Source organism: Micromonospora sp. NPDC047074 (assembly GCF_040643815.1).
GTDB lineage: Bacteria > Actinomycetota > Actinomycetes > Mycobacteriales > Micromonosporaceae > Micromonospora.
Genome location: NZ_JBEYVB010000011.1, coordinates 28,710 through 54,327, shown reverse-complemented (window position 1 = coordinate 54,327; position 25,618 = coordinate 28,710). Strand labels below are relative to the sequence as shown.

Genomic DNA, 25,618 nt, shown 5'->3' with positions numbered 1-25,618 from the left:
CCGCCCTGCGGCAGCGGATGAGCGAACGGATCCTCGTCCTCGACGGTGCCTGGGGCACCCTGTTGCAGGGCCTGCGGCTCGGTCCGGCCGACTACCGGGGCGACCTGATCGACGAGTCGCACCCGTTCGACGTGACGGGCGACCCCGACCTGTTGAACCTGGTCCTCCCCGACCTGGTCCTGGACGTGCACCGGCGCTATCTCGCGGCCGGGGCCGACATCATCACCACCAACACCTTCACCGCGACCAGCGTCGGTCAGGCCGACTACGGCCTGGAGCACCTGGTGCGCGAGATGAACCTGCGCGGCGCGCAGCTCGCCCGGCAGGCGGCCGACGAGGCGGGCGGCGCGTTCGTGGCGGGCTCGGTCGGCCCGCTGAACGTCACGCTGTCGATCTCTCCGAAGGTGGACGACCCGGCGTACCGGGCGGTCACCTTCGAGCAGGTCAAGGCCGCGTACGCGGAGCAGATGGCCGCGCTCGCGGCGGGCGGCGTCGACCTGCTGATGATCGAGACCATCTTCGACACCCTCAACGCCAAGGCGGCGATCGCCGCCGCCCACGAGGTCGCGCCCGAGCTGCCGATCTGGCTCTCGGTCACCATCGTCGACCTCAGCGGCCGCACCCTGTCGGGTCAGACAGTGGAGGCGTTCTGGCGGTCCGTCGAGCGGGCCGAGCCGCTGGTCGTCGGCGTGAACTGCGCGCTCGGCGCAGCCGAGATCCGGCCGTACGTCGCCGAGCTGGCCCGGCTGAGCGGCAGCCACGTGGCCTGCCACCCCAACGCCGGCCTGCCGAACGCCTTCGGCGGCTACGACCAGACGGCCGACGAGACCGGCCGGCTGATCGGCGAGTTCGCGGCGGCGGGCCTGGTCAACATCGTCGGCGGCTGCTGCGGGACGTCACCCGAGCACATCGAGCGGATCGCCGCCGCCGTGCGGGAGGCCGCGCCGCGCGTGGTGCCCGAACCGCCCGCCGCGACCCGGTTCAGCGGCCTGGAACCGTTCGAGATCGGCCCCGACACGGGCTTCGTGATGATCGGTGAGCGCACCAACGTCACCGGCTCGGCGAGGTTCCGTCGGCTGATCGAGGCGGGCGACTTCCAGGCCGCGGTGGACGTGGCCCTGGAACAGGTCCGGGGCGGCGCCAACCTGCTCGACGTCAACATGGACGCCGACCTGCTCGACAGCGAGCAGGCGATGACCACCTTCCTCAACCTGATCGCGACCGAGCCGGAGGTGGCCCGGATCCCGGTGGTGATCGACAGCTCCAAGTGGAGCGTGATCGAGGCGGGCATGGCCTGCGTGCAGGGCAAGGGCGTGGTCAACTCGATCAGCCTCAAGGAGGGTGAGGGGCCGTTCCTCGCCCAGGCCCGGCGGATCCGTGTCTTCGGTCTCGGCGTCGTGGTGATGGCCTTCGACGAGCGGGGCCAGGCCGACACCACCGCGCGCAAGGTGGAGATCTGCGCCCGGGCGTACGACCTGCTGGTGAACAGGGCCGGGTTCGCGCCGGAGGACATCATCTTCGACCCGAACGTGCTCGCCGTCGCCACCGGCATCGCCGAGCACAACGGCTACGGAAAGTCCTTCATCGAGGCGTTGCCGCTGATCAAGCAGCGCTGCCCGGGCGCGCGCATCAGCGGCGGCATCTCCAACCTGTCATTCGCCTTCCGGGGCAACGACGTGGTGCGCGAGGCGATGCACTCGGCCTTCCTGTTCCACGCGGTCCGGGCCGGCCTGGACATGGGCATCGTCAATGCCGGCCAGCTCGCGCTCTACCAGGACATCCCGGCCGACCTGCTCGAACTGGTCGAGGACGTGCTGTTCGACCGCCGCCCCGACGCGACCGACCGGCTGGTCGACTTCGCCGCCACCGTCACCGGCAGCGGCACCAGGCGGACCACCGACCTCGCCTGGCGGGCGGGCAAGGTCCACGAGCGCCTCTCGTACGCGCTGGTCAACGGCGTCGTGGACTTCGTCGAGGAGGACACCGAGGAGGCCCGCCAACTGCTCGGCCGCCCGCTCGACGTGATCGAGGGTCCGTTGATGGACGGCATGCGGATCGTCGGTGACCTGTTCGGCTCCGGAAAGATGTTCCTGCCGCAGGTGATCAAGAGCGCCCGGGTGATGAAGCGCTCGGTGGCCTACCTGGAGCCCTACCTGGAGCAGGAGAAGGTCTCCGGGCGCGGCCAGGGCAAGGTGGTGCTCGCCACCGTCAAGGGCGACGTCCACGACATCGGCAAGAACATCGTCGGGGTGGTCCTCGGCTGCAACAACTACGAGGTCGTCGACCTCGGCGTGATGGTGCCCGCCAGCAGGATCCTGGACACCGCGATCGCCGAGGGCGCCGATGCGATCGGCCTCTCCGGCCTGATCACGCCCTCGCTCGACGAGATGGTCTCGGTCGCCGAGGAGATGCGTCGGCGGGGCCTCGACCTCCCACTGCTGATCGGCGGCGCGACCACCTCCAGGCAGCACACCGCGGTGCGGATCGCGCCCGCGTACGACGGCACGACCGTGCACGTCCTCGACGCCTCCCGGGTGGTCGGTGTGGTCTCCGACCTGCTCGACCCGGAGCGCGCGGCCGTCCTCGACGCCGCCAACCGTGCCGAGCAGGAACGCCTGCGCGAGCAGCACGTCAACCGGCACAGCGTCGCCCGGCTCACTCTGACGGAGGCCCGTGCCAACCGCGAGCGGGTGGACTTCACCGACCTGCCGGTGCCCGCCTTCACCGGTGCGCACGCCGTGACCGTGGAGATCGGCGGGCTCCGCGAGCTGGTCGACTGGCAGTTCCTCTTCCTGGCCTGGGAACTCAAGGGCAGGTTCCCCGCCATCCTCGACCAGCCGGTCGCCCGCGAGCTGTTCGAGGACGCCAACACCCTCCTCGACAAGATCATTGCCGAGGAGGCCTTCCAGGCCCGGGGCAGCTACGGATTCTGGCCGGCCCACTCGGAGGGCGACGACATCGTGTTCGGTGGGGTCCGCCTCCCGATGCTGCGCCAGCAGACCGTCAAGCCCGCGGGCCGGCCCAACCGGTGCCTGGCCGACTACGTCGCCCCGACCGGCGACCACCTCGGCGGTTTCGCCGTCGCCATCCACGGCGCCGAGGCGCTCGCCGCCCGGTTCGAGGCCGAGCGCGACGACTATCGGGCGATCATGGTGAAGGCCCTTGCCGACCGGCTCGCCGAGGCGTTCGCCGAGTACGTCCACCTGCGGGCGCGGCGGGAGTGGTTCGAGCCGGACGCCGATCCGCTGATCGAGGATCTGCACGCCGAGCGGTTCCGGGGCATCCGCCCCGCCCTCGGTTACCCGGCCAGCCCCGACCACTCCGAGAAGCGCGAGCTGTTCGCGCTGCTCGACGCCGCCGGCCAGGAGATCGGGCTGACCGAGTCGTACGCGATGACTCCCGCCGCCAGCGTCAGCGGCCTGATCTTCGCGCACCCGGCCTCGCGCTACTTCACCGTCGGCCGGATCGGCCGCGACCAACTGGAGGACTACGCGAGGCGGCGCGGCTGCGAGCTGGCCGAGGCGGAACGGTGGCTGCGGCCCAACCTGGGCTGACGACGGTCGGCGGGTACCGGGCCCGGTACCCGCCGACCCGGGACGTTGCCCGTGGCCGTCGAGGCCCTGACGTGGGCCGCGCGCCGTCTCACGCAGCAGGACGGGGCTTGACCCCTAATTTCCTATCGACAATATAGGGAATGTGTCGAACGTAGAGCTGAGTGTTCCCGCCCTGACCACCGCTCTGTCCCGCCGCGGCTTCCTCGGCGGCGTCGCGGGCGCGGCCATGGCCGGGCTGGCCACGACCGCCGCGTTCGCGGCCGGCTCACCGGCGTCGCCACCCGGCCGCCGGCGGCCCAACGTCGTGTTCGTCTCCATCGACGACCTCGGTTGGGACGAGCTGGGAAGCTACGGCAACACGTTCAACGAGACACCGCGGATCGACGCGTTGGCCCGGGGTGGCATGCGGTTCGTCGACGCGTACGCCGCCGCGCCGTTGTGCTCGCCGACCCGCGCCGCGCTGGTGACCGGCCGATATCCGGCGCGGACGGGGATCACGGACTTCCTCCGGGGCGAGCCCGCACCGAGCGACACGTACCTGTCGCCGGACATCCCGACCCTGCCCGAGGTGCTGCGCCCCTTCGGCTACACCAGCGGGCTGGTCGGCAAGTGGCACCTGACCGAGACCTACAGCGGGCCGTACGACGAGCGGCCGGGCAACCCCTACGCGCACGGGTTCGACGAGGTGATCGCCTCCGAGCAGAAGTACATCGGCGACGGCGACTACTTCCACCCGTACTTCTTCCTGCCGGACCTGCCGGAGCGGGAGCCCGGCGAGCACCTCACCGACCGGCTGGCGGCCGAGGCCGTCGACTTCATCACCCGGCACCGCCACGAGCCCTTCTTCCTGCACGTGTCCAACTACGCGGTGCACACGGCGCTGGACGGGAAGCCGGACCTGGTCGCCAGGTACCGGGCCAAGCCGGGTGCCGACCAGGCCCCGAACCGGCCGGTGTTGGCCGCCATGCTGGAGAGAGTCGACCAGCAGGTGGGGCGGATCGTCGACACGCTCGCCGAACTCGGCCTGGACCGGGACACGTTGCTGCTGGTGACCTCCGACAACGGCGGTCCCTACCGCGACGCGAACCAGCCGCTGCGCGGCGGCAAGGGCGAACTGTACGAGGGCGGCATCCGGGTCCCGCTGATCGCGTACTGGCCCGGCCGGGTGGCCGCCGGAGCGCGCAGCGCCACGCCCACCAGCACCATCGACGTGCTCCCGACCGTGCTCGACCTCGCCGGTGGCGACCCGGGCAGCGAATTCGACGGCAGGAGCATCGCCCCCGTGCTCACCGGCACCGGCGAGGTGGAACGCGAGGCGCTGTTCTGGGTCTATCCGCACTTCATCGGCCGGACGCACCCGCACGCGGCCGTCCGGCACGGCCAGTTCAAGCTGGTGCAGCACCTGCGGGACGGGCGCAGCGAGCTCTACCACCTGGTCCGCGACCCGGCGGAGTCCACCGACCTGTCGGGCCGCTACCCCCAGAAGGCCCGCCAACTGCGGAGGCTGCTGGAGGCGCACATCGCCGGGACCGGCGTCCTCCCCGCGCTGCCGACGCCTGAGCACTACCCGACCGTGGAGTTGGCGGAGTCGTTCGACGGCGGTCTGGAGCGCTGGAGCGTCCTGCCGGTGACCGCGTACGCCGCCCCGGCCACCGTCGCCGACGGCAGGCTCGCGGTGACGACGGGCAGGATGACGCATCTGGTGTTCCGCTCCGACGTCGCCCCGGGCTCCGACCGGGTGGCGGTCGTGCTCGACACGGGTACGTTCGCCGAAGCCGGCACCCAGGACACGGTCTTCGTCGGCCTCGCCAAGGACGCGGGCAACTATCTGCTGTTCCGCTACCACAACGGGCTGCACCGGGCGGGCTGGGACCTGCGTGTCAACGGTGCGCTGGTCACCGCGGGGGCCGAGCCGCTCGACAACCTCGACGGCACCGTGGACCTGACCGGCCCCGCCGCCCGGTACGCGTTCGTGCTCCGGGGGCACCGGGCGACGGCGTACGTCGACCAGGGGGGTGGATGGGAGTTCCTGTTCACCGTCGACACCGGGGGCGCGGTCGACTTCAGTGACCCGGCCGTACGCGCCCAGTACCGCTACGCCGCGAGCGTCCGCCTCGACGACGGCACCATCACCCTCGACAACCTCACGGCCCGCCGCGCCTGACCTGTGCACTCCTGGCCCGATGCGCGCTGACGTGACCTAGGTCACTCTCGGCTCCTCCGCCGAGTCCGGGTCGGGCCCGGGCGGCGCTCTCGCAACGGCGGGACCTGCGACTCTCGCAGGTCCCGCCTCTTCTGTCCCACCGACTCGACCCCCGGCATCCCGCCGCTGGGTCGTTGGCGTGTCAGTCACTACTGTTAGCGTGCCCTGCGTTGTCGATCACAGCCGATTCATCATGAAATCTGGCTAATTCGCCGTTGCGGAGGGTGTTCCTGATGGGCTGGCTACCGGTGGGAGACTCGTACGAGATCTCTCTCGTGGACGGAAAGGTGGCGGCCCGGTCCACCGGCCCGCGGGCCACCGGCCGTCCACTGAAGACTCTGCCGAAGGCGCTGCGGGACGACCCCGCGGTGGACCGGTTGCGCCAGCTCGCCCAGTGGCTGGACCGGCACACCGCGGAGTGCCTCGCCCGGGTCGACGCCTGGGTGGTCTCCTCGCTGCCGGTGCCGACGGGGCTGCTGGCCCGGGTCTGGCCGGATCCGGCCTGGCAGGACGCGTTGCGTGACCTCGTGGTGCTCGGGGACGACCCGGCCGAGTCGGGCTTCCTGCGCGACGTCACCGACACCGGTGACCTGCGGGTGGTCAACCTCGACGGGGAGACCGTCCGGCTGTCGCGGGCCAGCGCCACGCTGCCCCACCCGGTGCGGCTGCCCGAGCTGGTCGACCTGCGCGAGTTCGCCGACGAGCTGGACGTCACCCAGCGGGTCGAGCAACTGCACCGGGGCACCTGGGGCAAGCCCACCGCCCTGAAGGACCGGGACACCACGATCACCGACTTCCGCGGCACCACGGTGCCCAACCGGCTGGCCGCCCGGGCCGCCACGCTCGGCTTCCAGGTCTCCGGTTCCCAGGTGCGGTGCCGGGTCTGGGAGGCCGGCCGCACGGTCGAGGCGGCGATGTGGTTCGACGAGGACTACTGGGACTCCGAGGCGACCCTGGGCAACCTCTCCTGGTCGGTCGTGGAGGGGCCGACGCTGCGGTTGACCGAGGTCGGGCCGGTGGCCTGGTCGGAAGGAATGCGGATGGCGACGGCCCTGTCCGGCGCTCTGACCGGAACGGGGAAGAAGGCGTGACCGGGATGACGACCATGTCGGGTGAGGAATCGGCCGAGAGCCTGCTGGCCGCCGGCGCGGTGCTGCCGGCCGACACCGCCGAAGCCGGCGACCGGGCGGTGCCCCTCACCGCCCGCACCTACCGTCACCCGGCCCTCGACGACCGGCTGGTGGTCCGGCTGGTCGACGCCGCGCTGGGCGAGGGCGAGGACATCGCCGTCGGCTTCCTCGGCCTGGCACCAAGCGCCGAGCCGGCCGTCGTCGGGCTGGGCCCGCGCCGCCCGTTGGCCTTCCCGGAGTGGGTGCTGGTGCACCACCCGGCGGACGGCCGGCACGCGTTGGCGGTGGTGCCGGAGTTGCAGAAGCTGGCCAAGCAGGTGCGGTCGCGGCCGAAGGCCGCCCTGGACGGGCACCAGGCGATCGCCGATCGGTTCGCCCGCACGCTGCCGCACGTCCTGCCGGCGTTCTTCGAGCAGGCGGCGCGGGTGTTCCTGGCCGCCGGGCAGGACACCTACGCGACGCAGCTGTTCAACAAGGCACGCAAGGCGGAGGCCCAGCACGGCCTGCCGGTCGACCTGAACCGGCTGGACGAGGTCTACGTGGAGTTCGCGGCCGCCAAGGTGGTGTCCGCGACCGCGCTGGCCGGCTACGCGAAGGAGCTGTCCGCCCAGTTGCCGGCCGACGAGGCGCTGGAGCGGTTCTGCCGGCTGGCGTTGCGGGCCGCGGCCGCCGGGGTGGCTCCGTCCACCCAGTCGGCCACTGCGGTGAACCGGCTGGTCCGCGCCGCCACCAAGGCCGCCGGCAAGGCCGGGGCCGCCGCCGTCGCCGACCGTGAGGCGGCCTACCTGACCGAGCTGCTCCGGCTGCCGGTGGCCGCCGAGGCGCCGGCCGGCTGGTGGAAGGCGCACCTGCCGGCGGTGACGGCGCTGGCCGGCCGCGAACCGGCGGTCCGCGGCAGCCTGCTCGACCTGATGCCCGCCGACCGGGACGACCTGGTCACGTGGCTGGCCCTGTTGACCGACACCGGTGCGCTCAGCGGGCTCTTCGATCCCGGCGTGCCGGACCCGGCCCGCCCGCAGGACGGCTCCGTCGGCTGGCTGCGCCGTCTCCTGAGTCGGGCCAACGCCGGCCACCAGCGCAATCGGCTGTCGGAGCTGCACCCACTCGTCGAGCGGATGGCCGACCGGCTGCGCGCCGAGTTGACCGGCAGCGGCGAGACCCTCGCCGCCATCGACGACCTGGACCTGCTCGACCTGCTGCTCGCCCTCGACCTGCCGGTGGCCCCGCCGAAGGAGCGCGACACCCTGGGCCTGGCGCAGTGGGCCCAGGCCGAGGGGAAGCGGGACCTGCTCGCCGTGGCCGGCGACGACCGGTTCACCGGGGCCCTGCGCCGGGGCCTCGACCAGCTCGACGACCGGCAGCACGCCCTGCGCCGGCTGGCCGCGACGCCGGGCATCCGGCCGATGCTGACCGACTGGCTGCGGGCCCGGATCCACGACCGGCTCGCCACCGGGTTGCCGTACCTGCCGAAGTCGGTGGACTGGCTGGGCAACGTCCCGGTCGAGGCGCTGCGCCTGGTGTCCGGCGGCCTCGACGGGGCGGACGGCCCCGGGCAGGGCGGCGACCTCGGGCCGATCCTCGACATCGACCTCACCGAGCGCGTCGCCCGCAGCCTGCGCGGCGGGATCATCGACGAGCTGGGCTGGCCGGGCTGGGAGCAGGCCTGGCAGGAGGTTACCGACGGTGACCACCGGGTCGAGGTGATCCAGCAGGAAGCCTGGCCGTACGTGATCCTGGGCGGGCCGACGACGGTACGCGTGGTCGGTGCCGAGGGCATCGTGCTCCGCCACGACCTGCGCATCCCGGCGGGCGACATGTGGGGCCAGCCCGGCTACCACTACGTCGACGGCCAGTTGCTGGTCTACTGGCGTTCCCAGTCGCTCAGCTACAACCTGCGCGGCTACTGGCACTCGTCGCCCGGTGAGCCGCAGCCCATCGGCGGCCGGCACAACGGCAGCCAGCCGCGCCGGGGCGGGATCACCCTGCCGCTGGTCGACGGTGGGCGGACCACCGGCGACGGCGTGCTGCACGCCGGGGACACCGCCGTCCCGCCGGAGCTGCCGGTCATCACCGACGGCGTCTCCCACTGGGTCTACCGTTCCGGCGAGGAGGGCGGCGACCGGGGCTGGCGCGAGTACGACCCGGCCGGCAACACCCACGGCCGGCGCAGCCTGCCCCGGTTCCTGGCCGACCTGCCGGCCGACGGCGGGAGTCTCCAGGAGTCGGTCAGCTGGCTGCGGCCGGCCCTGTCCGACCGGGTCCAGCCGGCCGCCGCCCCGGTGGACGGTCTGCTCGGCTGGCGGGTGGTCACGCTGCCGGACGGCTCGGTGCGGGGCGACGACCTGGCCGGGCGCAGCGTCACCGTGGCACCGGGACGGTCACCGATCGCGGCACTGGTGCTGCCCGGCGACGACCGGCCGCGGGCCGTGCTCAAGGGCCTCGTCCTGGTCGACCCGGACGGTGTGGTGTCGGCTGCCGGTAACCCGTACGGCCGGGACCGCACCCCGTTGCTGGCGCCGCTGCCGGGGGAGAGCTTCCTCGGCAACATGCTGCCGCGGGACCCGGCGGGCTCCACCGCCCTGCGTCAACTGGACCGGGAAACGGCCGCCGCGCTGTACAAGGTCGCCCTCGACGAACGCCGCGCCGCCCTGGCCGAAGAGGCCGCGCGGGCCGCGGCACGCGCGGCGGCCCGCTCCGGGTTGACCGTGGCCACGCAGGCCGTCACCGGCCTTCCCGTCTCCGTTCCGGCGTCCGCGGGCGGCGCACCGGCCGCTGGTCCCGGGGCAGCCGCCACCGGCACCGCGGGCGACAGGGACGCGCTGGTCGAGCTGGTCCGCTCGACGTTGCCGGCGGTCAGCCACGACGCGCTGCTGGCCGGGGTGGCCGGGGCGCTGCGGCTGGCCGCCCGGGTACGCACCGACCTGGACGCGGTGAGCGAGCGGCTCGCCAAATCGTTGACGGCCCCGGCGGTGGTCGCGCCGGTGGCGACCGTGGCCGGACCCACCGACGAGCAGCTCAACAAAGCGCTCCACGGGCTGCGTGCCTCGGCCTACTCGGTGCGCAGATCGCCCCAGGTCTTCACCCAGTTCCAGGCGTTCGCCGCCCGGCGGTCCGCCACCACCGGGAGCGAACCCGCCGTACGGCTGCACCTCGACGGACCGGCGCTGCCGGCCGCGCTGGACTGGTGGTCCCTGCTCGGTGGGCTCGCCGCCGTCGCCTACCGGGCTGCTGCGGCGGTCACCCCGGACGACCACCGGGAGACACTGCGCGCCCTGCTCACCGAGCTGGACCGGCTCGACCTGAGCACGGCGGCCGAACCGACCCGGTGGCGCCGGTGCACGCTGCACCTGCTCGACGACGACCTGAAGAACCCCGACGGCACGCGCCGGCACCCCAAGCCGGGCATCCTGCCGTTGCCCGGCGGGGCGTTCATCGCCGTCCTCAGCGACAGCGGCACGGCGAACGGCTACCTCTTCGACGCGCTGCACCACGACCCGGCCGGCGTGTTCGCCGTGCCCGAGCCGTACACGGTGCAGTCCTCGGCGTCGGTCGGTGACGAACGGCCGGCCGGCTGGCTGGCCGGTTTCCTCACCGAGTGGGCCGCGCGCGGCCCGCTGCCCTGGCGGCCGGAGGCGGCCGAGCAGTTCGCCGAGCTGACCGGCGTCACCCCCACCGCCGCCAAACTGGTGCTGGCCGGCCTTCCGCACGTGGACTCGGGGAACACCCTGACGACCGAGTCGCGCAAGGCGCTCGGGATCAAGCAGGTCGGCGAGGTCAAGCTGGCTTTCGGGGTGCTGAACGAGGCGAGCCAGGCGGTCCGGCGGGCCGTGGTCTCGGCGCTGCTGCCATCCGACCCGGCCCAACTCTGGACCGGCGGCCCGGACGTGGCGGCCGCCGCGGCGGTCTGGAACGCCGCCGTGGGGCGCCGGGTGGCGGTGCCCGAACAGCTTCTCGCCGAAGCGGTGCGCGTGGTCCGCACCGGCTGGGGGCCCGCGAAGGCGCTGCCGGCGCTGCTCGACCCCGCCCGTTCGGCCGAGCTGAGCACCGACCTGGCCTTCGCGATCAGGGGTGGCGACCGGGCCCGGCAGGTCGACCGCCAGGCGGTGGGCTTCACCGGTGAGGTGCTGCGTTCCACGGTCGCCCTGGCGGCGTGGGTCGCCCACCACACGCCGGCCGGCGACCCGTGCCGGGCCGCGCTGCCGGCCGCGCTGGCCGCGATCCGGGACCGGCTGACCAACCCCGACCTGCTGCTCGACCTCAGCCAGTACGTCTCCCTCCCCGCGTTCCGCCAGCTCGCGGGGAGCCCGTCGGAGACCGGACCCGGTTGGGAACGGTACGGCGCCATCGTCCTGGCCACGTACGACGACCAGCCCTCGCCCGCGTTGCGGCCGGACCTGCTCGACGGCGACGGGACGGACCCGTACCTGCCGGCGTTGCGTCGCGACGCGGCCAAGCCGTTCCCGACGGAGGTGGCGCTGCGGCTGGTCCGCAGCCCGCGGTTCGCGGCGCTGCTCGGTGACCCGGGGGAGCCGGGCGGTGGCGCGCGGGCGGCGGACGGGACCTGGTGGCCGCAGGATCCCACCCGCTCGGTGCCGGACCTGGTCGCCGAGGCGGCCGGAGAGCACGGCCTGGGCGCCGACGCAGCGGCGGTGTACCTGATGCTGCTGGCCATGCCCGACCCGACGGACCGCAACACGGCGAAGTGGACCGGCTGGAAGCCGACCCGGCTGAAGGCGGCCCGCGCCGAGTTGGCCGGCACCCCGCTGGTCATCGAGGCCAGCCGGTCCCGCGCCGGCCGGTCGCTGTTCCTGCCCGGCCCGTGGCTGGAGCGCGGCAGCGGGCAGGCGCCGGTCGAGGGCTGGAAGACGGTTCTGTTCGACCTCGCGACCGACGGTACGGCCGGACTCGGCGTGACCGTGCCGTTCGAACCGGTCGCCGAGCTCTACCGGCGGGCCTGGCTACGCCTCCGCGACGGCGACCGGCCCCGGCTCGACAACCTGCCCACCCGCGGCACCAACCGCTGACCCCTGTGCCCCACACCCCCTTCCGAACCAGAGAGATCGAGGAACACCAGTGACCGTGACGGAACACGTCCGCCCCTCCGCGGCACCGGAGACCGCCGCCCAGGTCCTCTCCGCCGAGCAGCGGTACGCCGGCGAACTGGCCTTCCTTGCCGCGTACGACGACGGGGCCCGGCCGCCGGGCTGGGCGCTGACCCCGCGTGCCGTGGTCACCTTCATCCAGGGCAGTAACGGCGAGGCGTTGAAGCTGCCCGCCGACCGGCGCACCGGCCCGGGCGGCACCGAACTGCCGGCCAGCATGACCATCCCGCCGAAGTTCGTCGGCGAGCGGAGCCTGGTCGAGCGGTGCGTCGTCACCCTGGCCGGCGAGCGGGGCCTGCTGCTGGTCGGTGAGCCCGGTACCGCCAAGTCCATGCTGTCCGAGCTGCTGGCCGCCGCGGTCTGCGGCACCAGCGCGCTGACCGTGCAGGGCACCGCCGGCACCACCGAGGACGCCTTCCGGTACGGCTGGAACTACGCCCTGCTGCTCGCCCAGGGCCCGACCCCGCAGGCGCTTGTCGACTCGCCGGTGCTGACCGCGATGCGCACCGGCCGGGTGGTCCGGATCGAGGAGGTCACCCGCTGCCTGCCCGAGGTGCAGGACGCGTTGGTGTCCATCCTGTCCGACCGGCGGATGAACGTGCCGGAGCTGAGCGGCACCGAGGACGGCCTGATCCGCGCGGTGCCCGGGTTCACCGTGATCGCCACCGCCAACCTGCGGGACCGGGGCGTGTCGGAGATGTCCTCGGCCCTCAAGCGCCGGTTCAACTTCGAGACCATCCACCCGATCTCCGACGCGGACACCGAGACCAACCTGGTCCGCCAGCAGGCCACCGCCGCCGTGCAGCGTGCCGGCGCGGCGTACGCCGTGGACGACGCGGTGCTGGACGCCCTGGTCACCGTGTTCCGCGACCTGCGTTCCGGCCGGTCGACCGAAGGCTGGGACGTGGAACGGCCCGGCACGGTCATGTCCACCGCCGAGGCGGTGCAGGTGGCGGTGTCGCTCGGCCTGTCCGCCGCGTACCTGCCCGGTGGGGACGCGCTCGACCTGGTCCCGGGGCACCTGCTCGGCGTGGTCCGCAAGGACGACCAGAACGACCACGCCCGGCTGCTCGGCTACTGGGACGGACCGGTCCGCCGCCGTGCCGAGGACGGCTCGGCGATGTGGCGCCGGCTCTGGGACCTGCGGGAGAGCCTGCGGTGACGACCCTCGTCAGCACGCCGACCGGCGCGGCCCCGCCGGCCGCCGACCCGTCGACGCCCGATCCGACGACGGCCGACCCGCGAGCCGTGGTCGACGCGCTCGCCGGCTCGGTCCGGCCGTACCTGATCGGGGTGCGGCATCACAGTCCCGCCCTGGCGGCGGTGGTCCCGGCACTGCTGGACGCCGCCGCGGCCGAGGTGGTCTGCATCGAGTTGCCGGCCGACTTCCAGCACTGGCTGCCGTACCTGTCCGATCCGGCCGCCCGGGCCCCGCTGGCCCTGGTCGGCAGCCACGGCGCGGACGGGCCGATGGGCTTCTACCCGTTCGCCGACTTCTCTCCGGAACTGGCCGCCATCCGCTGGGCCCGGGAGCGCGGCGTCGAGGTGGTCTGCTGCGACCTGCCGCTGGCCGATCCCGGCTGGACCGCCGCCGACCCGACCGGCCCGACCACCGACGCCGACCCGGCCACCGGCTCCGAGCCGACTGCCGGTGCCGAGCCGACTGCCGGTCGTGACTCCGCGCCGGACGCGGGCGAGCCGGTGCCCGGCCTGCGCCGGTCCGGCTACGCCGCCGCGCTCAGCGCCAGCGGCACCGGCCGGGACGGCGACGACCTGTGGGACCGGGTGGTCGAGGTGCGTGCGCCGGGCTGCCCGCCCGAGGCGATCCGGCGGGCCGCCCTCGGCGTCGGCTGGGCGATGCGCACCGACAGCGCCGGCGGCGCCGGCGTGCCGGGCCGGGACCTGGCCCGCGAGCGGCACATGCGCCGGGTGCTGGCCGAGGCCGGCGCGGACGGCCGGCGGGTCGCCGCCGTCATCGGTGCCTTCCACGCCCCGGCCCTGCTCGCCGCCCCGCCGGGCGACGCCGCCCCGTCGACCGACACCGGGCCGCCGGCCGGTGCCGCTTCGGCGGGCGACGCCGCCCCGACCGGTGCGGTCCGGTCCGTGACGGCCCGGCCCGGTCGGTCCGCCACCGGCGGCGTCGCGGCGGTCACCTCGCTGGTGCCGTACGCCTTCGACCTGCTCGACTCCCGGTCCGGCTATCCGGCCGGGATCCGCGACCCGCGCTGGCAGCAGTCCGTCTTCACCGCCGCCGGTGAGCCGGAAGGGATCCGGGCCGCCGCCGCCCGGGCGGTCACCGACCTGTGCCGGGAACTCCGCTCGGCCGGTCACACCGCCGGTACCGGCGAGGCCGCCGAGACGGTACGGCTGGCCGGCGACCTGGCCCGGCTGCGGGACCTGCCCGCCCCCGGCCGGGGCGAGGTGCTGGAGGCGGTGACCACCGTGCTCGGCCAGGGTGAACTGCTCGGCCGTGGCCGGGCGCTGGCCAAGGCGTTGGAGACCGTGCTGGTCGGCGCCGAGCGGGGCCGGATCGCCCCCGGGACGCCGCGCTCCGGCCTCGGCCCCGCCGTCGAGGCGGAACTCACCGTGCTGCGGCTGCCCAACCCGGACAGCCCGAAGTCCCGCGAGGTCCGGCTGGATCCGCTGCGCACCGAGCTGGACGGGCGGCGGGAGATCCTGCTGCAACGCCTCCAGGTCTGCGGTGTCGGCTACGGCGAGCCGATCGCGGTGTCCGGCACCGGCGACGCGGCCGCCCTGACCACCCGCTGGCAGCTGGCCTGGACGCCGTCCGTGGCGGCCCGGCTGGACCTGGTCGGCGTACGCGGGGTGACCTCGGCCCTGGCAGCCGCCGGCACCCTGCGGGAACGGTTCCGCCGGGAGGCCGCCGACGGCGGCCCCACCGCCGCGCAACTGCTCACCGGGCTGCGCGAGGCCGCCCAGTGCGACCTGCCCGAGCTGGTCACCGACCGGCTCGAACTGGCCGCCACGGTGCTGCCGGGCACCGGCACGCTGCCCGAGCTGCTGGCCGCACTGGACCTGCTGGAGGCGCTGCGCCGGGAACACCTGCCCGGCACCACCGCCGACGGCCGCGCCCGGGCGGCCGAGCTGGCCGTCGTGCTGCTGGACGCGGCGGTCCGCGGGCTGCCCGGCCTGGCCGGCAGCGACGCCCCGGCCGATGCCGCCGCGCTTGTCGACCTCGCGGTCCGGGCCGGCGAGGACCGGATCGGCCTGCGCCTGGACGAGGCCCTCGGTCACCTGGCCCGGGCCGGCTCGGCGCTCATCCAGGGCGCCGCACTCGCCGCCCGGGTGCTGCTCGACCTGACCGACGTGGCGGAGCTGGGCTCCCGGGTGGCCGGCTGGATCGACGCGGCGACCGGGCCGGACACCCGGCGGCACCTGCACCGGCTGCTCGGCGGCCTGCTCACCGCGGCGCACCCGCTGTTGCAGTCCGCACCGGCCGCGCTGGACCCGCTGCTGGAACGGATCGAGCGGCTCACCGACACCGAGTTCCTGGACCGCCTGCCGGCGCTGCGTGGCGGGTTCGACGTGCTCACCCCGGCGGCCCGGGAGCGGCTGCTGACCACCGTCGCCGAGCGGCTGGGTGACCGGCTCGACCTGGTCCTGGCCGCCCCGCCCGAGCTGCTGGCCCGCTGGACCGCCGCCGACGTGGCCGGTCGGGCCGCCCTGGTCGCCCGCCACATCCCGATCCCGGGCGACTCCGCCGATGTCGAGCCCGGGCCGGGCGCGCCGGGCGACCCCGTCGACGTCGGACCCGGGCCGGGATCGGCGGGCGCCCGGCTCACGCCCACGGACCGGTGGCGGCTGCTGCTCGGCCGCCAACCCGACCGGCTGCCCGCCGACGCCCGCCGCTACGCCCGCGCCCTGGACGAGCTGTACGGGGCGGGCAGGGGCGAGGGCGCCACCGATTTCGGCCAGGCGGCCGGGGGTGGCCAGGAGGCCTCCTTCCCGACCGCCCGGGAGTGGGCCGGGGAACTGGAGGCGCTGTTCGGCACCGCGGTACGCGAGGAGGTCATCGCCCGGGCGGCCGAGAGCGGCCGTACCGACGTGCTCAGCGAGCTAGACCCGGCGGCCGTACGCCCCTCGATGGAACTGCTGACCTCGGTGCTGTCGCTGGCCGGCGGCCTGCCCGAGGCACAGGTGGCCAGGCTGCGGCCACTGGTCCGGCGGCTGGTCGAGGAGCTGACCAAGCAGTTGGCCACGCAGCTGCGTCCGGCGCTGACGGGGCTGTCCAACCCGCGTCCGTCCCGCCGGCCCGGTGGCCGGATCAACCTCGCCCGCACGCTGCGGGCCAACCTGGCGCACACCCAGCGGCTCGACGACGGCCGCACCGTGGTGGTGCCGGAACGCCCGGTCTTCAACACCCGGACCCGGCGGGAGGCCGACTGGCGGCTGGTGCTGGTGGTCGACGTGTCCGGCTCGATGGAGGCGTCGGTGGTGTGGTCGGCGTTGACGGCCGCCGTACTGGCCGGGGTGCCCACCCTGTCCACCCACTTCCTCGCCTTCTCCACCGAGGTGGTCGACCTGACCGACCGGGTCGACGACCCGCTGTCGCTGCTGCTGGAGGTGCGCGTCGGCGGCGGTACGCACATCGCCGCCGGGCTGGCCCACGCCCGCTCGCTGGTGACCGTGCCCAGCCGCACCATCGTGGCGGTCGTCAGCGACTTCGAGGAGGGCTACCCGCTGGCCGGGTTGCTCGGCGAGGTCCGCACCCTGGCCGGTTCCGGTGTGCACCTGCTCGGCTGCGCGGCGCTGAACGACAGGGGAGTGCCCTGCTATTCGGTGCCGGTCGCCCAGCAGCTCGTCGCGGCCGGGATGCCGGTCGCCGCTCTCAGCCCGCTCGAACTCGCCCGCTGGGTGGGCGACCGCATCCGCGGAGGATCACGTTGACGGACCGCACATCCACCGCCGCGGACACCGACCGGTTGCCGCCGGTGCTGCCGGGGGTCGCCGCCGCGGCGGTGGCGGCCCTGCCACCCCGGCTGCACAGGCGGCTGGACGCCACCGTCGAACGGCTGACCGGGGTACCGGTCGGCCGGGTCGACGGCGGCGTGTCGGTCGACTGTGGCCCCGAGGCCCTGGTCACCCTGACGCCCGGCACGGGCGGGGCGGTCACCGACCCGGGCCAGGCGCGGTGCAGCTGCCTGCTGGCGCCCCGCTGCCTGCACCGGACGGCGGTGCTGGTCGCCTGCCCGGTCGCCGACCCGGCCGCCCATCCCGATCCGGCGCGCACCGCCGCCCCGTCCACCTCGGACAGCCCCGGCGCGACCACCCGCCGGCCGGGGCGGGCCGGTAAGCCGGCCGCCGGTCGTGCCGGCCAGAGCACGGCGTCGACGAAGGCCCAACAGGCCGCCGCCCGGGCACTGTGGCGGGCGGCCGCCGCGGTGCTCGCGGCCGGCGCGCCGGCCGCCGGCGCGGTACCGCAGGCCGAACTGCTGCGGGCCGCCCACGGCGCCCGGCTGGCCGGTCTGCCGCGGGCCGAGAGCGCCGCGCTGCGCGCGGTGCGTGGCCTGCGCGCACACCGGGGGCGGCAGACCGGCCACCGGCTGGCCGAGCTGGTCGAGGTGCTGCACGACCTGCTGTACGTGGCCGGCCGGCTGGCCGCCGGCGATCCCGACCCGGCGCTGATCGGCGTCCTCCGGCGGGCCTACCAGCCGGACGGCACGCTGGAGGTGTACGGCGTCTGCCGGGAACCGGTGATCAGCGCGACCGGGTACGCCGGGGTGGTCACCCACCTGGTCGCCGCCGACGGGCGGCAGCTCTCCTTCGGCGACGTGAAACCGGGCGGCCCCGACCGGGCGCGGGACTGCGCGCGGGCGGTCACCGAGATGGGCGCGGTCGCGGTCAACCACGCCGTGCTGGCCCGGGGCGGCCTGCGGATCACCGGCACCACCGTCTCGCCGGACGGCCGGCTCGGTGCCGGCAAGGGGGTCCGGGCCACCCCGGTCCCCGGGACCGACTGGTCCAGCGGACCGCTGGCGGAGCTGTTCGCCCGCCCGCTCGCCGAGGTGGTGACCGCCCAACTCGCCGCCGACGACCCGGAGGACCCGGTCCGGGCCGGTACCGCGTTGGTCGGCTGTGACCTGATGGTCGTGGGTGCCGTCGGTGACCAGCTGCTGGCCCGCGAGCTGGCCCCCGCCGCGGGGGCCGGCGGGGACCGCACGCCGGTGCCGGACGGGCCGGTGATCCGGCTGGTGCCGGTCAACTCCCACCCGATGCTGGCCCACGTGACCAACCTGCGGCGGCTCGCCTCCTGGCCGGGGCTGCGGATCCGGGTGGTCGGTCGGCTGGATCCGGACCGGGCCAGCACGCTGCACCCGCTCGCGGTCGGTCCGGTGCCCGGCGCCGGCAGCACGCTCCGGCTGCCAACGGAGTGGCACGGCCGGGCGGACCTCGGCTACGACGAGATCCAGGGCGGCCACCTGCCGCCGCGCGACCCGGCCGCGATGACCGAACCGGTTCTCGCCGTCGGCGCCGACGCGGTGGCGGAGTCGCCGCTGTGGCGGGTCCGCCGGCTGGTGGAGCTGGCCGTCTCCGGTGGTCGCCGCGCCGTCGCCGAGGCGGCGCGCGGCGAGGGCGGCGGGCTGGCCGGTCCGTTGCGCCGAGCCGGCTTCGCCACCGCCGCCACGGTGGCCGCCGCGCTCGCCGACGAGTCCGACCGGCGCGGCCGGGACGCCTTCGGCCGGCTCACCGATCCCGACCCGGACCGGTACGCCTGGACCTGGCTCGCCACGACCGCCCACCTCGCCGCCACCGAACGCGAGCTGATCCGGTCATCCTGGACCGCCCCACCCGTCGGCTGACCTGCCGTCGACGTGGACGGGGATGGCCGCGGTCGCCCGCGGCCATCCCCGTCGGGGCTGTCGGTTCAGCAGGTGGTGTTGCCCGCCGGGACCCAGCCGTCCACGGACGGGTACTCGGCACCGTGGCCGTAGACCCAGACGTCGTCGTCGACGCCCGTGACCTGACCGTGCCAACGGAATCCGCGCCCGGCGGTCAGGGTGACCAGCACGTGGCTGTGCGGCGCGGCGCGCAGCCAGGTGTTCTGCCGGAGGTTGCAGACGATGCCCCACGCGTCGCTCGCCGAGGCCGGCGTGGCGACCACGGCCGAGCCGAAGAGAGTGACGGTCATGACCATCAGGGCGTGCAGGAGTCGGCGCTTCACTCTTGTGCCTTTCGATATAGCCAATGATCGTTCCTGATTGTGGTCGATGTCCGTCTCGGCCGCCACGGGAGGCCCACCCGCCGTTCCACGCGGTCTGCCGGTGGAACCGAGCCTCCTCACTCGCCGTTTTTGTATCGGCGACAGGGGGTGATAGAACCTTGCGGGGGCCGGAACGACGCCCCCCGTCCGGCCGACTCGGACCGGTCTGGCAGGTCGCCACCTGACCGGCCGTGCACCGGCTCGGCGACTCGCGTCCGGACTGTGGAGAGCACGAAGGGGAGCACGTGATGGCAGCCTTTTCCGACACCGCCGATTCTCCTGGTCGTGCGCTGCGGGATCCCGCGAGGCTGGCCGCCGTACGCCGTTACGAGATCCTCGACGCTCCCACCGACGGGGCGTTCGACGACATCGCCGCGGTGGCGGTCGCCGTCTGTGGCACCCTGATCTCCACGGTCAGCATCGTCGACGCCGACCGGGTCTGGTTCGCCGCCAGCCGGGGTCTCGAAGGCGTGACCGAGGTCGGTGTGGAACCGGGCCTGTGCGCCTCCGCGTTCTGCGTCGACGGCCCCTACGTGGTGACCGACGCGCTCGTCGACCCACGCACGCTGGATCATCCCCTGGTCCGCGGAGAGCTGGGGCTACGGTTCTACGCCGCGGCCCCCATCGTCACCTCCGACGGACACCACCTCGGCACCGTCACCGCCATCGACGTCATCTCCCAGGAACTCACCGGAGAACAGAGCGAGGTGCTGAGCCGCCTCGCGGCGATAGTCGCCCGGCAGCTGGACCTGCGTCTCGCGGCGTTGCAGGCGGTACGGGCCGAACGGGCGTTACGCCAGGAGGCGGAGCGACGCGTCGCCGGGGCACAGCCTTCGTAAGTCGCCGGACAGCGCGGCGAACAGGCGCGGGTGACTCGCGCCGGACGGGTCGGTTGGCACGGCTGGCGCGGTGGCGGTCGCGCGACGATACTCAGCGGACATGGAGAGGGCCCGTACCGGGTTGGGCCGGGACCTGGCGCACGCGCTGCGTACCGGGCCGTTCTCGGCGGCGCTCCACCTCGCCATCGAGGATCGTGGACTGAGGCTGGAGGAGATCCAGGAACAGTTGTCGGCGGCCGGTGTCAGCGTCAGCCTCACCACGTTGAGCTACTGGCGGCGGGGCCGCAGCCGACCGGAACGCCCGGAGTCCATCAGGGCGGTACGCCTTCTCGAGGAGATCCTGTCGCTGCCGGCCGAGTCCCTGATCGTCCAGCTCGGACCTCGCCGGCCCCGGGGCCGCTGGCTGAGCCAGCCACCCGGGACGATCGAGATCGACCGGCTCTTCAGCGACGGCACCAGCGTGGCCAAGATGATCGCCGAGGTCGACCGGTGGATGTACCACGAGCTGACCCGGCTCAGCCTGCACGATCTCTATCTGGTGGGCGACCGGCGTCAGGAGATCAGCCTGACCTGCCGGCAGGTGCTCCGGGCCAACACCGACCGGGTGTCGCGGACGGTGGGCATCTTCCGCACCGACGACCTGACCGCCTCGACCCGGATCAACGCGGTACGCAACTGCCGGCTCGGCCGGGTCCGCGCCGACCACGACTCGGGCCTGCTCGTCGCGGAGATCGTCTTTGACCGCATGCTCGCTCAGGGCGACACCGTGGTGATCGAGTACGAGTTCCTCAGCAACTCGCAGGCGCCGACCGACAACTACTACCGGGCCTTCTCCACCCCGGTCGGCGAGTACGTCCTACAGGTGCAGTTCGACCACGACGCCGTGCCGGCCCGGTGTCACCGCTTCGAGCGACGCGGGCTCAACGCGCCCGACCAGGGCGTGTGGGAGGCGTGGATCGGGTCCACCCACGGCGCCCACCTGATCGCCTCCGGCGTGGCGCCGGGGATCGTGGGCATGCGCTGGGAATGGGAGTGAGCGGCAACCGCAGGCGGTGCGCCGCCCACTCCCGTACGCCGATCAGCTCGCGCTGATCGTCACGTCGTCGAGCACGAAGCTGGTCTGGTACGACCAGTCCTCCACCCCGTTGAAGGTCAACGTGGCGGTCTGTCCGGCGAACCGGCTGACGTCGATCACCTTCTCGACGTACCCGCTGGTCCTGTCCAGGTTCGTGTAGCTGGCCAGGGTGGTGCCGCCGAGCGTGACGGTCAGCCGGTCGTAGACCGCGTTCTCGTACTCCGCCGTGGTGATCCGGATCCAGAAGCGCAGCGTGACACCGGCGCATCCGGCCGGGATCGTCACCGGCTGCGAAACGGTGTCGGTCTGCACCTGGCCGCCACCGTTCAGCCAGGCGTTGCGGCTACCGGACCGTGCCGGGTACTGCGCCCAGGTGCCGATCACGTTCGCCGTCGCCGTCCACGGCGAGGTGCCGGTCTCGAAGCCCGGGTTGCCGACGAGCTGCGTCGGCGTGCAGCCACCGCCGCTCGTCACCGTCCAGGTGAAGGTCGCCGTGGCGGTCCGGCCCGCCGCGTCGGTGAGGGTCACCGTCACGGTCGAGGTGCCCGCCGTGGCCGCGCTGCCGGTGATCCGCCCGGTGGACGCGCCGATGGTGAGCCCGGCCGGCAACCCCGAGGCGCTCCAGGTGTACGGGGTGGTGCCGCCGCTGCCCTGCACCTGGACGTCGACCGCCTGGCCGACCACCGAGGTCCGGTTGCCCGGGTTGGTCACCGCCGGGCTGCCCGGGCCGGGGCCGGCGTCGATGAACCCGGTGTAGAGCAGCACGTTCGGGGAACCGCTGCCCGGGCTGGTGATCTTGCCGGTGGTGCCGTTGTCCACCAGCGCGGCCCGGACCTGGGCGGGCGTCGCGGTGGGGTTGCGGCCCAGGTAGAGCGCCGCGGCACCGGCCGTGTGCGGCGAGGCCATCGAGGTGCCCGTCATCGTGGCGCTGCCGCTGTTGCTGGTGTGGGAGGCCGACACGATGCTGGTGCCGGGGGCGAAGATGTCCAGGCAGGAGCCGTAGTTGCTGCTGCTGTTGCGCCCGTCGGAGCTGGTGCTGTTGCCGACGGTGATGGCCGCGGTGACCGCCTGCGGGCTGTAGTAGCAGGCGTCGTCCGAGGAGTTGCCGGCCGCCTGTACGAACTGCACGCCCGAGTTGATCAGGCTGATGACGGCACTGTCCATCGCCTGGCTGGTGCACCGGCTGCCGCAGCCGATGCTGTAGTTGACCACCGCCGGCTTCTGCGCGTTGGCGCGTACCCAGTTGATTCCCGCGATCAGGTCGTCGTTCGTGCCGCTGCCCTGGCAGTTGAGCACCCGTACGGCGACCACGCCGGCCTTCTTCGCGACGCCGTAGGTCGTGCCCACCGCGGTACCCGCGACGTGCGTGCCGTGGCCGTGGCAGTCCTGCGGGGTGCTGTCGTTGTCCACCATGTCGGTGCCCTGCCGCACCCGACCGGTGAACTCGTTGTGGCTGGCGTTGATGCCGGTGTCCAGCACGTAGACGGTGGTCCCCTGCCCCGGGTCGGCCGGGTAGGTGAACGTCTGGTTCAGCGGCAGGTTGCGCTGGTCGATCCGGTCGTCACCCCAGTTCGGCGGGTTGGTCTGGGTGTCCAGCACCCCGATCCGCTGGACCTGCTCGACGGACGCGACGGACGGGTCGGCGGCCAGCCGTTGTGCCTGCTTCGCCGACATGCTCGCCGAGAACCCGGCCAGCGCGGAGTCGTACACATGCCGGGTCCGGCCACCGAAGCGGCCGGTCAACTCGCGGGCCCTGGCGTCGACGGAGCCGGCCGCCAGCGCGGCGGGCCTGAGCGTGACGATGTAGCGGCCGGCCACCGCGTTCGGGCTGTCCGCGTACCGGATGGTGCCGGTCGGCCCGGCCTGCGCCGGACCACCGACGCCGATGGCCCCGGCCAGCGCCATGACGAGCGCGAAGCCGGCGGCGGGGAGTCGTTGCAACACGGTGACCTCCTTGACGTTGTCGACGCCGTGCTCGCATCCCGATGACGACGAACCCGGCAGGCTGCGCCGAAAGGTAGGGGGAGGCGGGACCGTGCGGACAGGCCGGTCAACAACGTTCGATGATTCGTCCCGTCAAAACTGTTTATGAAACTCCGGCTGGGCGCACCGGAATCGGGAGCGCGCCTTACGCCGCGCACAGAGCACAGGCGCGGGTCGATGTCACACGAGCAGCGCCTCGAACTCCGGAAGTCGGCCGAACAGGTCGGGGAGGCCGCGCACGCCGTTGCGTACGGACTGGTGCGACAGCGCGAGGTCAGGGCCGGTGCTCGCCTCGACCCCGGTGAGGCACCGGAGGATGTTCCACCTCGTGTGCCCCAGCCAGCCGTCGATCCTTCACCGCGAACGACCCTCGGTCGGTGTCGAGCCGGTGCATCCGGTTGGCGAACCCGCCTCGGACGCGGACCATCGGCCCGATCGGCGCGCCGAGATGCGAAAGGTCCACCCACGCACTCTAGGGGTCTCGCATCCCGTGTGGAGAGAAGCGCCCGGCCGAAGCGGGGGCGGCGTAACGTGACGAACAGCAGGCCATGCCCATTGCGCGGTCCAGGACGTTAATCGGTGCTCGTTGTTCCTTCCGCTGCCGGTAATATCGCCATGTTTTGGCTCAGCGGGGAGGAAGACCAACATGCGATGGAAGATTCCGGCCGGCGCCCTGATGGCGCTGGCCTTTTTGATTCCGGCGGCACCGGCGGTGGCTCACACCGAATTGCCCGGGCTGAACGAGGCCTGCCAAACGGTCGAGCGCAAGGTGTACAAGGACATCCGCGAGCTTGTCACCATCGACCTGGACACCGCCAGCGATGTGCAGGTGCGGGTGTTGGCCAATCAGATCCTGGCCGCGGCGAAAGCCGACTCGTTGCCCGTTCTGCCTCGCGTGATGCAGGAGCGGCTGGACGGCACCGCGGATGATCTCCGCGCATTCCTCAAGGCGGACGTGCAGAAACCCTGGTCAGCGGATCTGCGGATCACGGTGTTCCGGACGTTGGCGGGCGCCGGTGCCCATGTGCAGGCGGCCGCGCAGAAGGTGCTCGACGACGGGGCCATCGATGCCTACCTGACTTACCTGAACAAGGGCCTGTACGACGCACGTGCGCTTGACTGCGCGTCTCAGCCCACACCGACCCCGAGCGCCACGCCCAGCGCGACGTCCAGCGCGACGCCCAGCGCGACGGCGACAGTTGCACCGACCCCTGTTTCCTCCGTCAGCCTGGGCGCCCCCGGCGGCGAGGGCGGTGGGCTGCCCGTGACCGGTGCCGGCACCGCGACCGTGGCCGGCATCGGCGGTGTGCTGCTGCTCCTCGGCGGCGCGGGCTACCTGATCGGACGCCGGCGCCGGTCCCGCTTCGTGGCGTAACCCACGCGACGCGCCCGGCTCGATGCTTCGTCGGGCCGGGCGCGATCAGCGCTGTAAGCCGCTCGATGACCGGAAGGTGCGTCGCCCGCGCCATCACCTGCTGGCGCCGACTACGGCACTGAAGAGTCAGGACCCTCAGACCGGGAAGCGGCCGCGGCGCCAGCGCCAGTGGTGGCCGGCCCGCAGGTGGTCGACGACCGCGCGCTGGAGCACGGTGCGGCGCGGCAGTTGGTCGAGCGGCGTGCTCAGGGTGCGGAACGCGAACCGCAGCACCTCGACGTCGGCGTCCAGCCCTTCCGGCTCCTCGTAGGGCTCCAGCTCGAACCTCCGCTGGAACCGGACGATGTTGGAGTCCTCGGGCAGGTACTCCAGAAGTTGCGGGTCGAGCAGCCACGAGCCGCAGGAGAACGCCGTGTAGTGCTCGTCGGGAAAGTGGCGCGGGAAGAAGACGCGGGCCTCGTCGAGCGACGCCGCGACCGCCTCCGGGGTCAACGGCCCCGCCTCGGGGATGTGCAGGTCGAGGGCGCTGCCGCCGCGCTGGTACTGCAGCCGGCCCAGCTCGTAGAGGCCGCCGCGCGCGTGCAGCGTGAGCCAGCTCTGCATGACCGGCCAGCCCTCGCGGCGCATCCGCCGGTCGATCGCCAGGTTGCGGCCCAGGTCCGCGAGGGTCGCCCAGGACACGGAGGCGGGGACGCCGTGGTCGCGGTGGTAGCCCGTGACGACGTCGACCAGGGCCAGGTACGCGTACACGTAGAGGTGCCGCCAGGCGGGGCCCCGTTCGCGCGGTAGCGCCGGACCGGGTGACAGCCAGCCGGACCCACCGAGGTCGGCGCGGACCAGCGCGATCGAGCGGTCGAGCAGCCAGCGCAGCTCCGGAGTCCACAGGGGAGAACCGGGGTCGGGCCAGCCCGCCATGATCTCGGCGGCGTCGTCCGGCCGGACCGCGAGCCGGTCGAGGATCGCGGGCGCGTCGGCCTTGGCGGGCAGTGGAGCCGACGGCCGGTCGCCGGCGAGCCGGTGCAGGCGGTCGACGTCCTCGACGGGTACGCCGAGCAGGGCGGCGGTGTCGTCCAGATCCACGGGACGACCCTACCGGCCGGTCGGCGTTCTCCACGGCCCGTGCCGTTCGGGCGGA

Annotated in this window: 13 protein-coding genes; 10 read left to right on the top strand and 3 right to left on the bottom strand. The window is 73.7% G+C overall.

The window, feature by feature from the left end; translation table 11 throughout:
* Positions 1-17 precede the first annotated feature (17 nt).
* From metH to ABZ809_RS16530, 7 genes are all read left to right on the top strand, one after another.
* Positions 18-3,554 carry a methionine synthase gene (metH, locus tag ABZ809_RS16560; RefSeq protein ID WP_357563464.1) on the top strand — a complete coding sequence of 1,179 codons (3,537 nt, stop codon included), beginning with the start codon at positions 18-20 and terminating at the stop codon, positions 3,552-3,554.
* 142 nt (positions 3,555-3,696) lie between these two features.
* Positions 3,697-5,718: a sulfatase gene (locus ABZ809_RS16555; RefSeq protein WP_357563360.1), complete on the top strand. Its 2,022-nt coding sequence runs from the start codon at positions 3,697-3,699 to the stop codon at positions 5,716-5,718.
* A 272-nt stretch (positions 5,719-5,990) separates the two neighbouring features.
* Positions 5,991-6,848, top strand: a complete 858-nt coding sequence (locus ABZ809_RS16550; protein WP_357563359.1) for a DUF4132 domain-containing protein — start codon at positions 5,991-5,993, stop codon at positions 6,846-6,848.
* Positions 6,849-6,853: 5 nt separating this feature from the next.
* A complete protein-coding gene (locus tag ABZ809_RS16545; RefSeq protein ID WP_357563358.1) occupies positions 6,854-11,911 on the top strand; it encodes a hypothetical protein in 5,058 nt (1,685 codons plus the stop codon).
* A gap of 49 nt (positions 11,912-11,960) precedes the next feature.
* A complete protein-coding gene (locus ABZ809_RS16540) occupies positions 11,961-13,151 on the top strand; it encodes an AAA family ATPase (RefSeq protein WP_357563357.1) in 1,191 nt (396 codons plus the stop codon).
* Entirely contained in the window at positions 13,148-16,897 is a 3,750-nt protein-coding gene (locus ABZ809_RS16535; RefSeq protein ID WP_357563356.1) for a DUF5682 family protein, read from the top strand. The genes ABZ809_RS16540 and ABZ809_RS16535 overlap by 4 nt, the downstream gene beginning before the upstream one ends.
* Positions 16,894-18,810, top strand: coding sequence for a hypothetical protein (locus tag ABZ809_RS16530; RefSeq protein WP_357563355.1), 1,917 nt, complete (start codon positions 16,894-16,896; stop codon positions 18,808-18,810). The genes ABZ809_RS16535 and ABZ809_RS16530 overlap by 4 nt, the downstream gene beginning before the upstream one ends.
* Positions 18,811-18,875: 65 nt before the next feature.
* Here ABZ809_RS16530 and ABZ809_RS16525 read toward each other — a convergent pair whose 3' ends face one another.
* Entirely contained in the window at positions 18,876-19,172 is a 297-nt protein-coding gene (locus tag ABZ809_RS16525; RefSeq protein WP_357563354.1) for a hypothetical protein, read from the bottom strand.
* Between the two features lie 287 nt (positions 19,173-19,459).
* Here ABZ809_RS16525 and ABZ809_RS16520 point away from each other — a divergent pair, with 287 nt between their 5' ends.
* Both ABZ809_RS16520 and ABZ809_RS16515 read left to right on the top strand, forming a co-directional pair.
* Positions 19,460-20,050, top strand: coding sequence for a GAF domain-containing protein (locus tag ABZ809_RS16520; RefSeq protein ID WP_357563353.1), 591 nt, complete (start codon positions 19,460-19,462; stop codon positions 20,048-20,050).
* A 100-nt stretch (positions 20,051-20,150) separates the two neighbouring features.
* A complete protein-coding gene (locus tag ABZ809_RS16515; RefSeq protein ID WP_357563352.1) occupies positions 20,151-21,086 on the top strand; it encodes a hypothetical protein in 936 nt (311 codons plus the stop codon).
* Positions 21,087-21,128: 42 nt separating this feature from the next.
* Here the strand turns inward: ABZ809_RS16515 and ABZ809_RS16510 are convergent, their stop codons facing one another.
* Positions 21,129-23,069 carry a S8 family peptidase gene (locus ABZ809_RS16510; protein ID WP_357563351.1) on the bottom strand — a complete coding sequence of 647 codons (1,941 nt, stop codon included), beginning with the start codon at positions 23,067-23,069 and terminating at the stop codon, positions 21,129-21,131.
* A gap of 685 nt (positions 23,070-23,754) precedes the next feature.
* On the opposite strand from ABZ809_RS16510, the gene ABZ809_RS16505 reads away from it, so the two are divergent.
* Entirely contained in the window at positions 23,755-24,483 is a 729-nt protein-coding gene (locus ABZ809_RS16505) for an LPXTG cell wall anchor domain-containing protein (protein ID WP_357563350.1), read from the top strand.
* 135 nt (positions 24,484-24,618) lie between these two features.
* On the opposite strand, the gene ABZ809_RS16500 is transcribed toward ABZ809_RS16505, so the two are convergent.
* The gene (locus ABZ809_RS16500; RefSeq protein ID WP_357563349.1) at positions 24,619-25,563 is read right to left on the bottom strand and encodes an acyltransferase domain-containing protein; all 945 of its coding nucleotides are present in this window, start codon (positions 25,561-25,563) and stop codon (positions 24,619-24,621) included.
* Between the last annotated feature and the right edge of the window lie 55 nt (positions 25,564-25,618).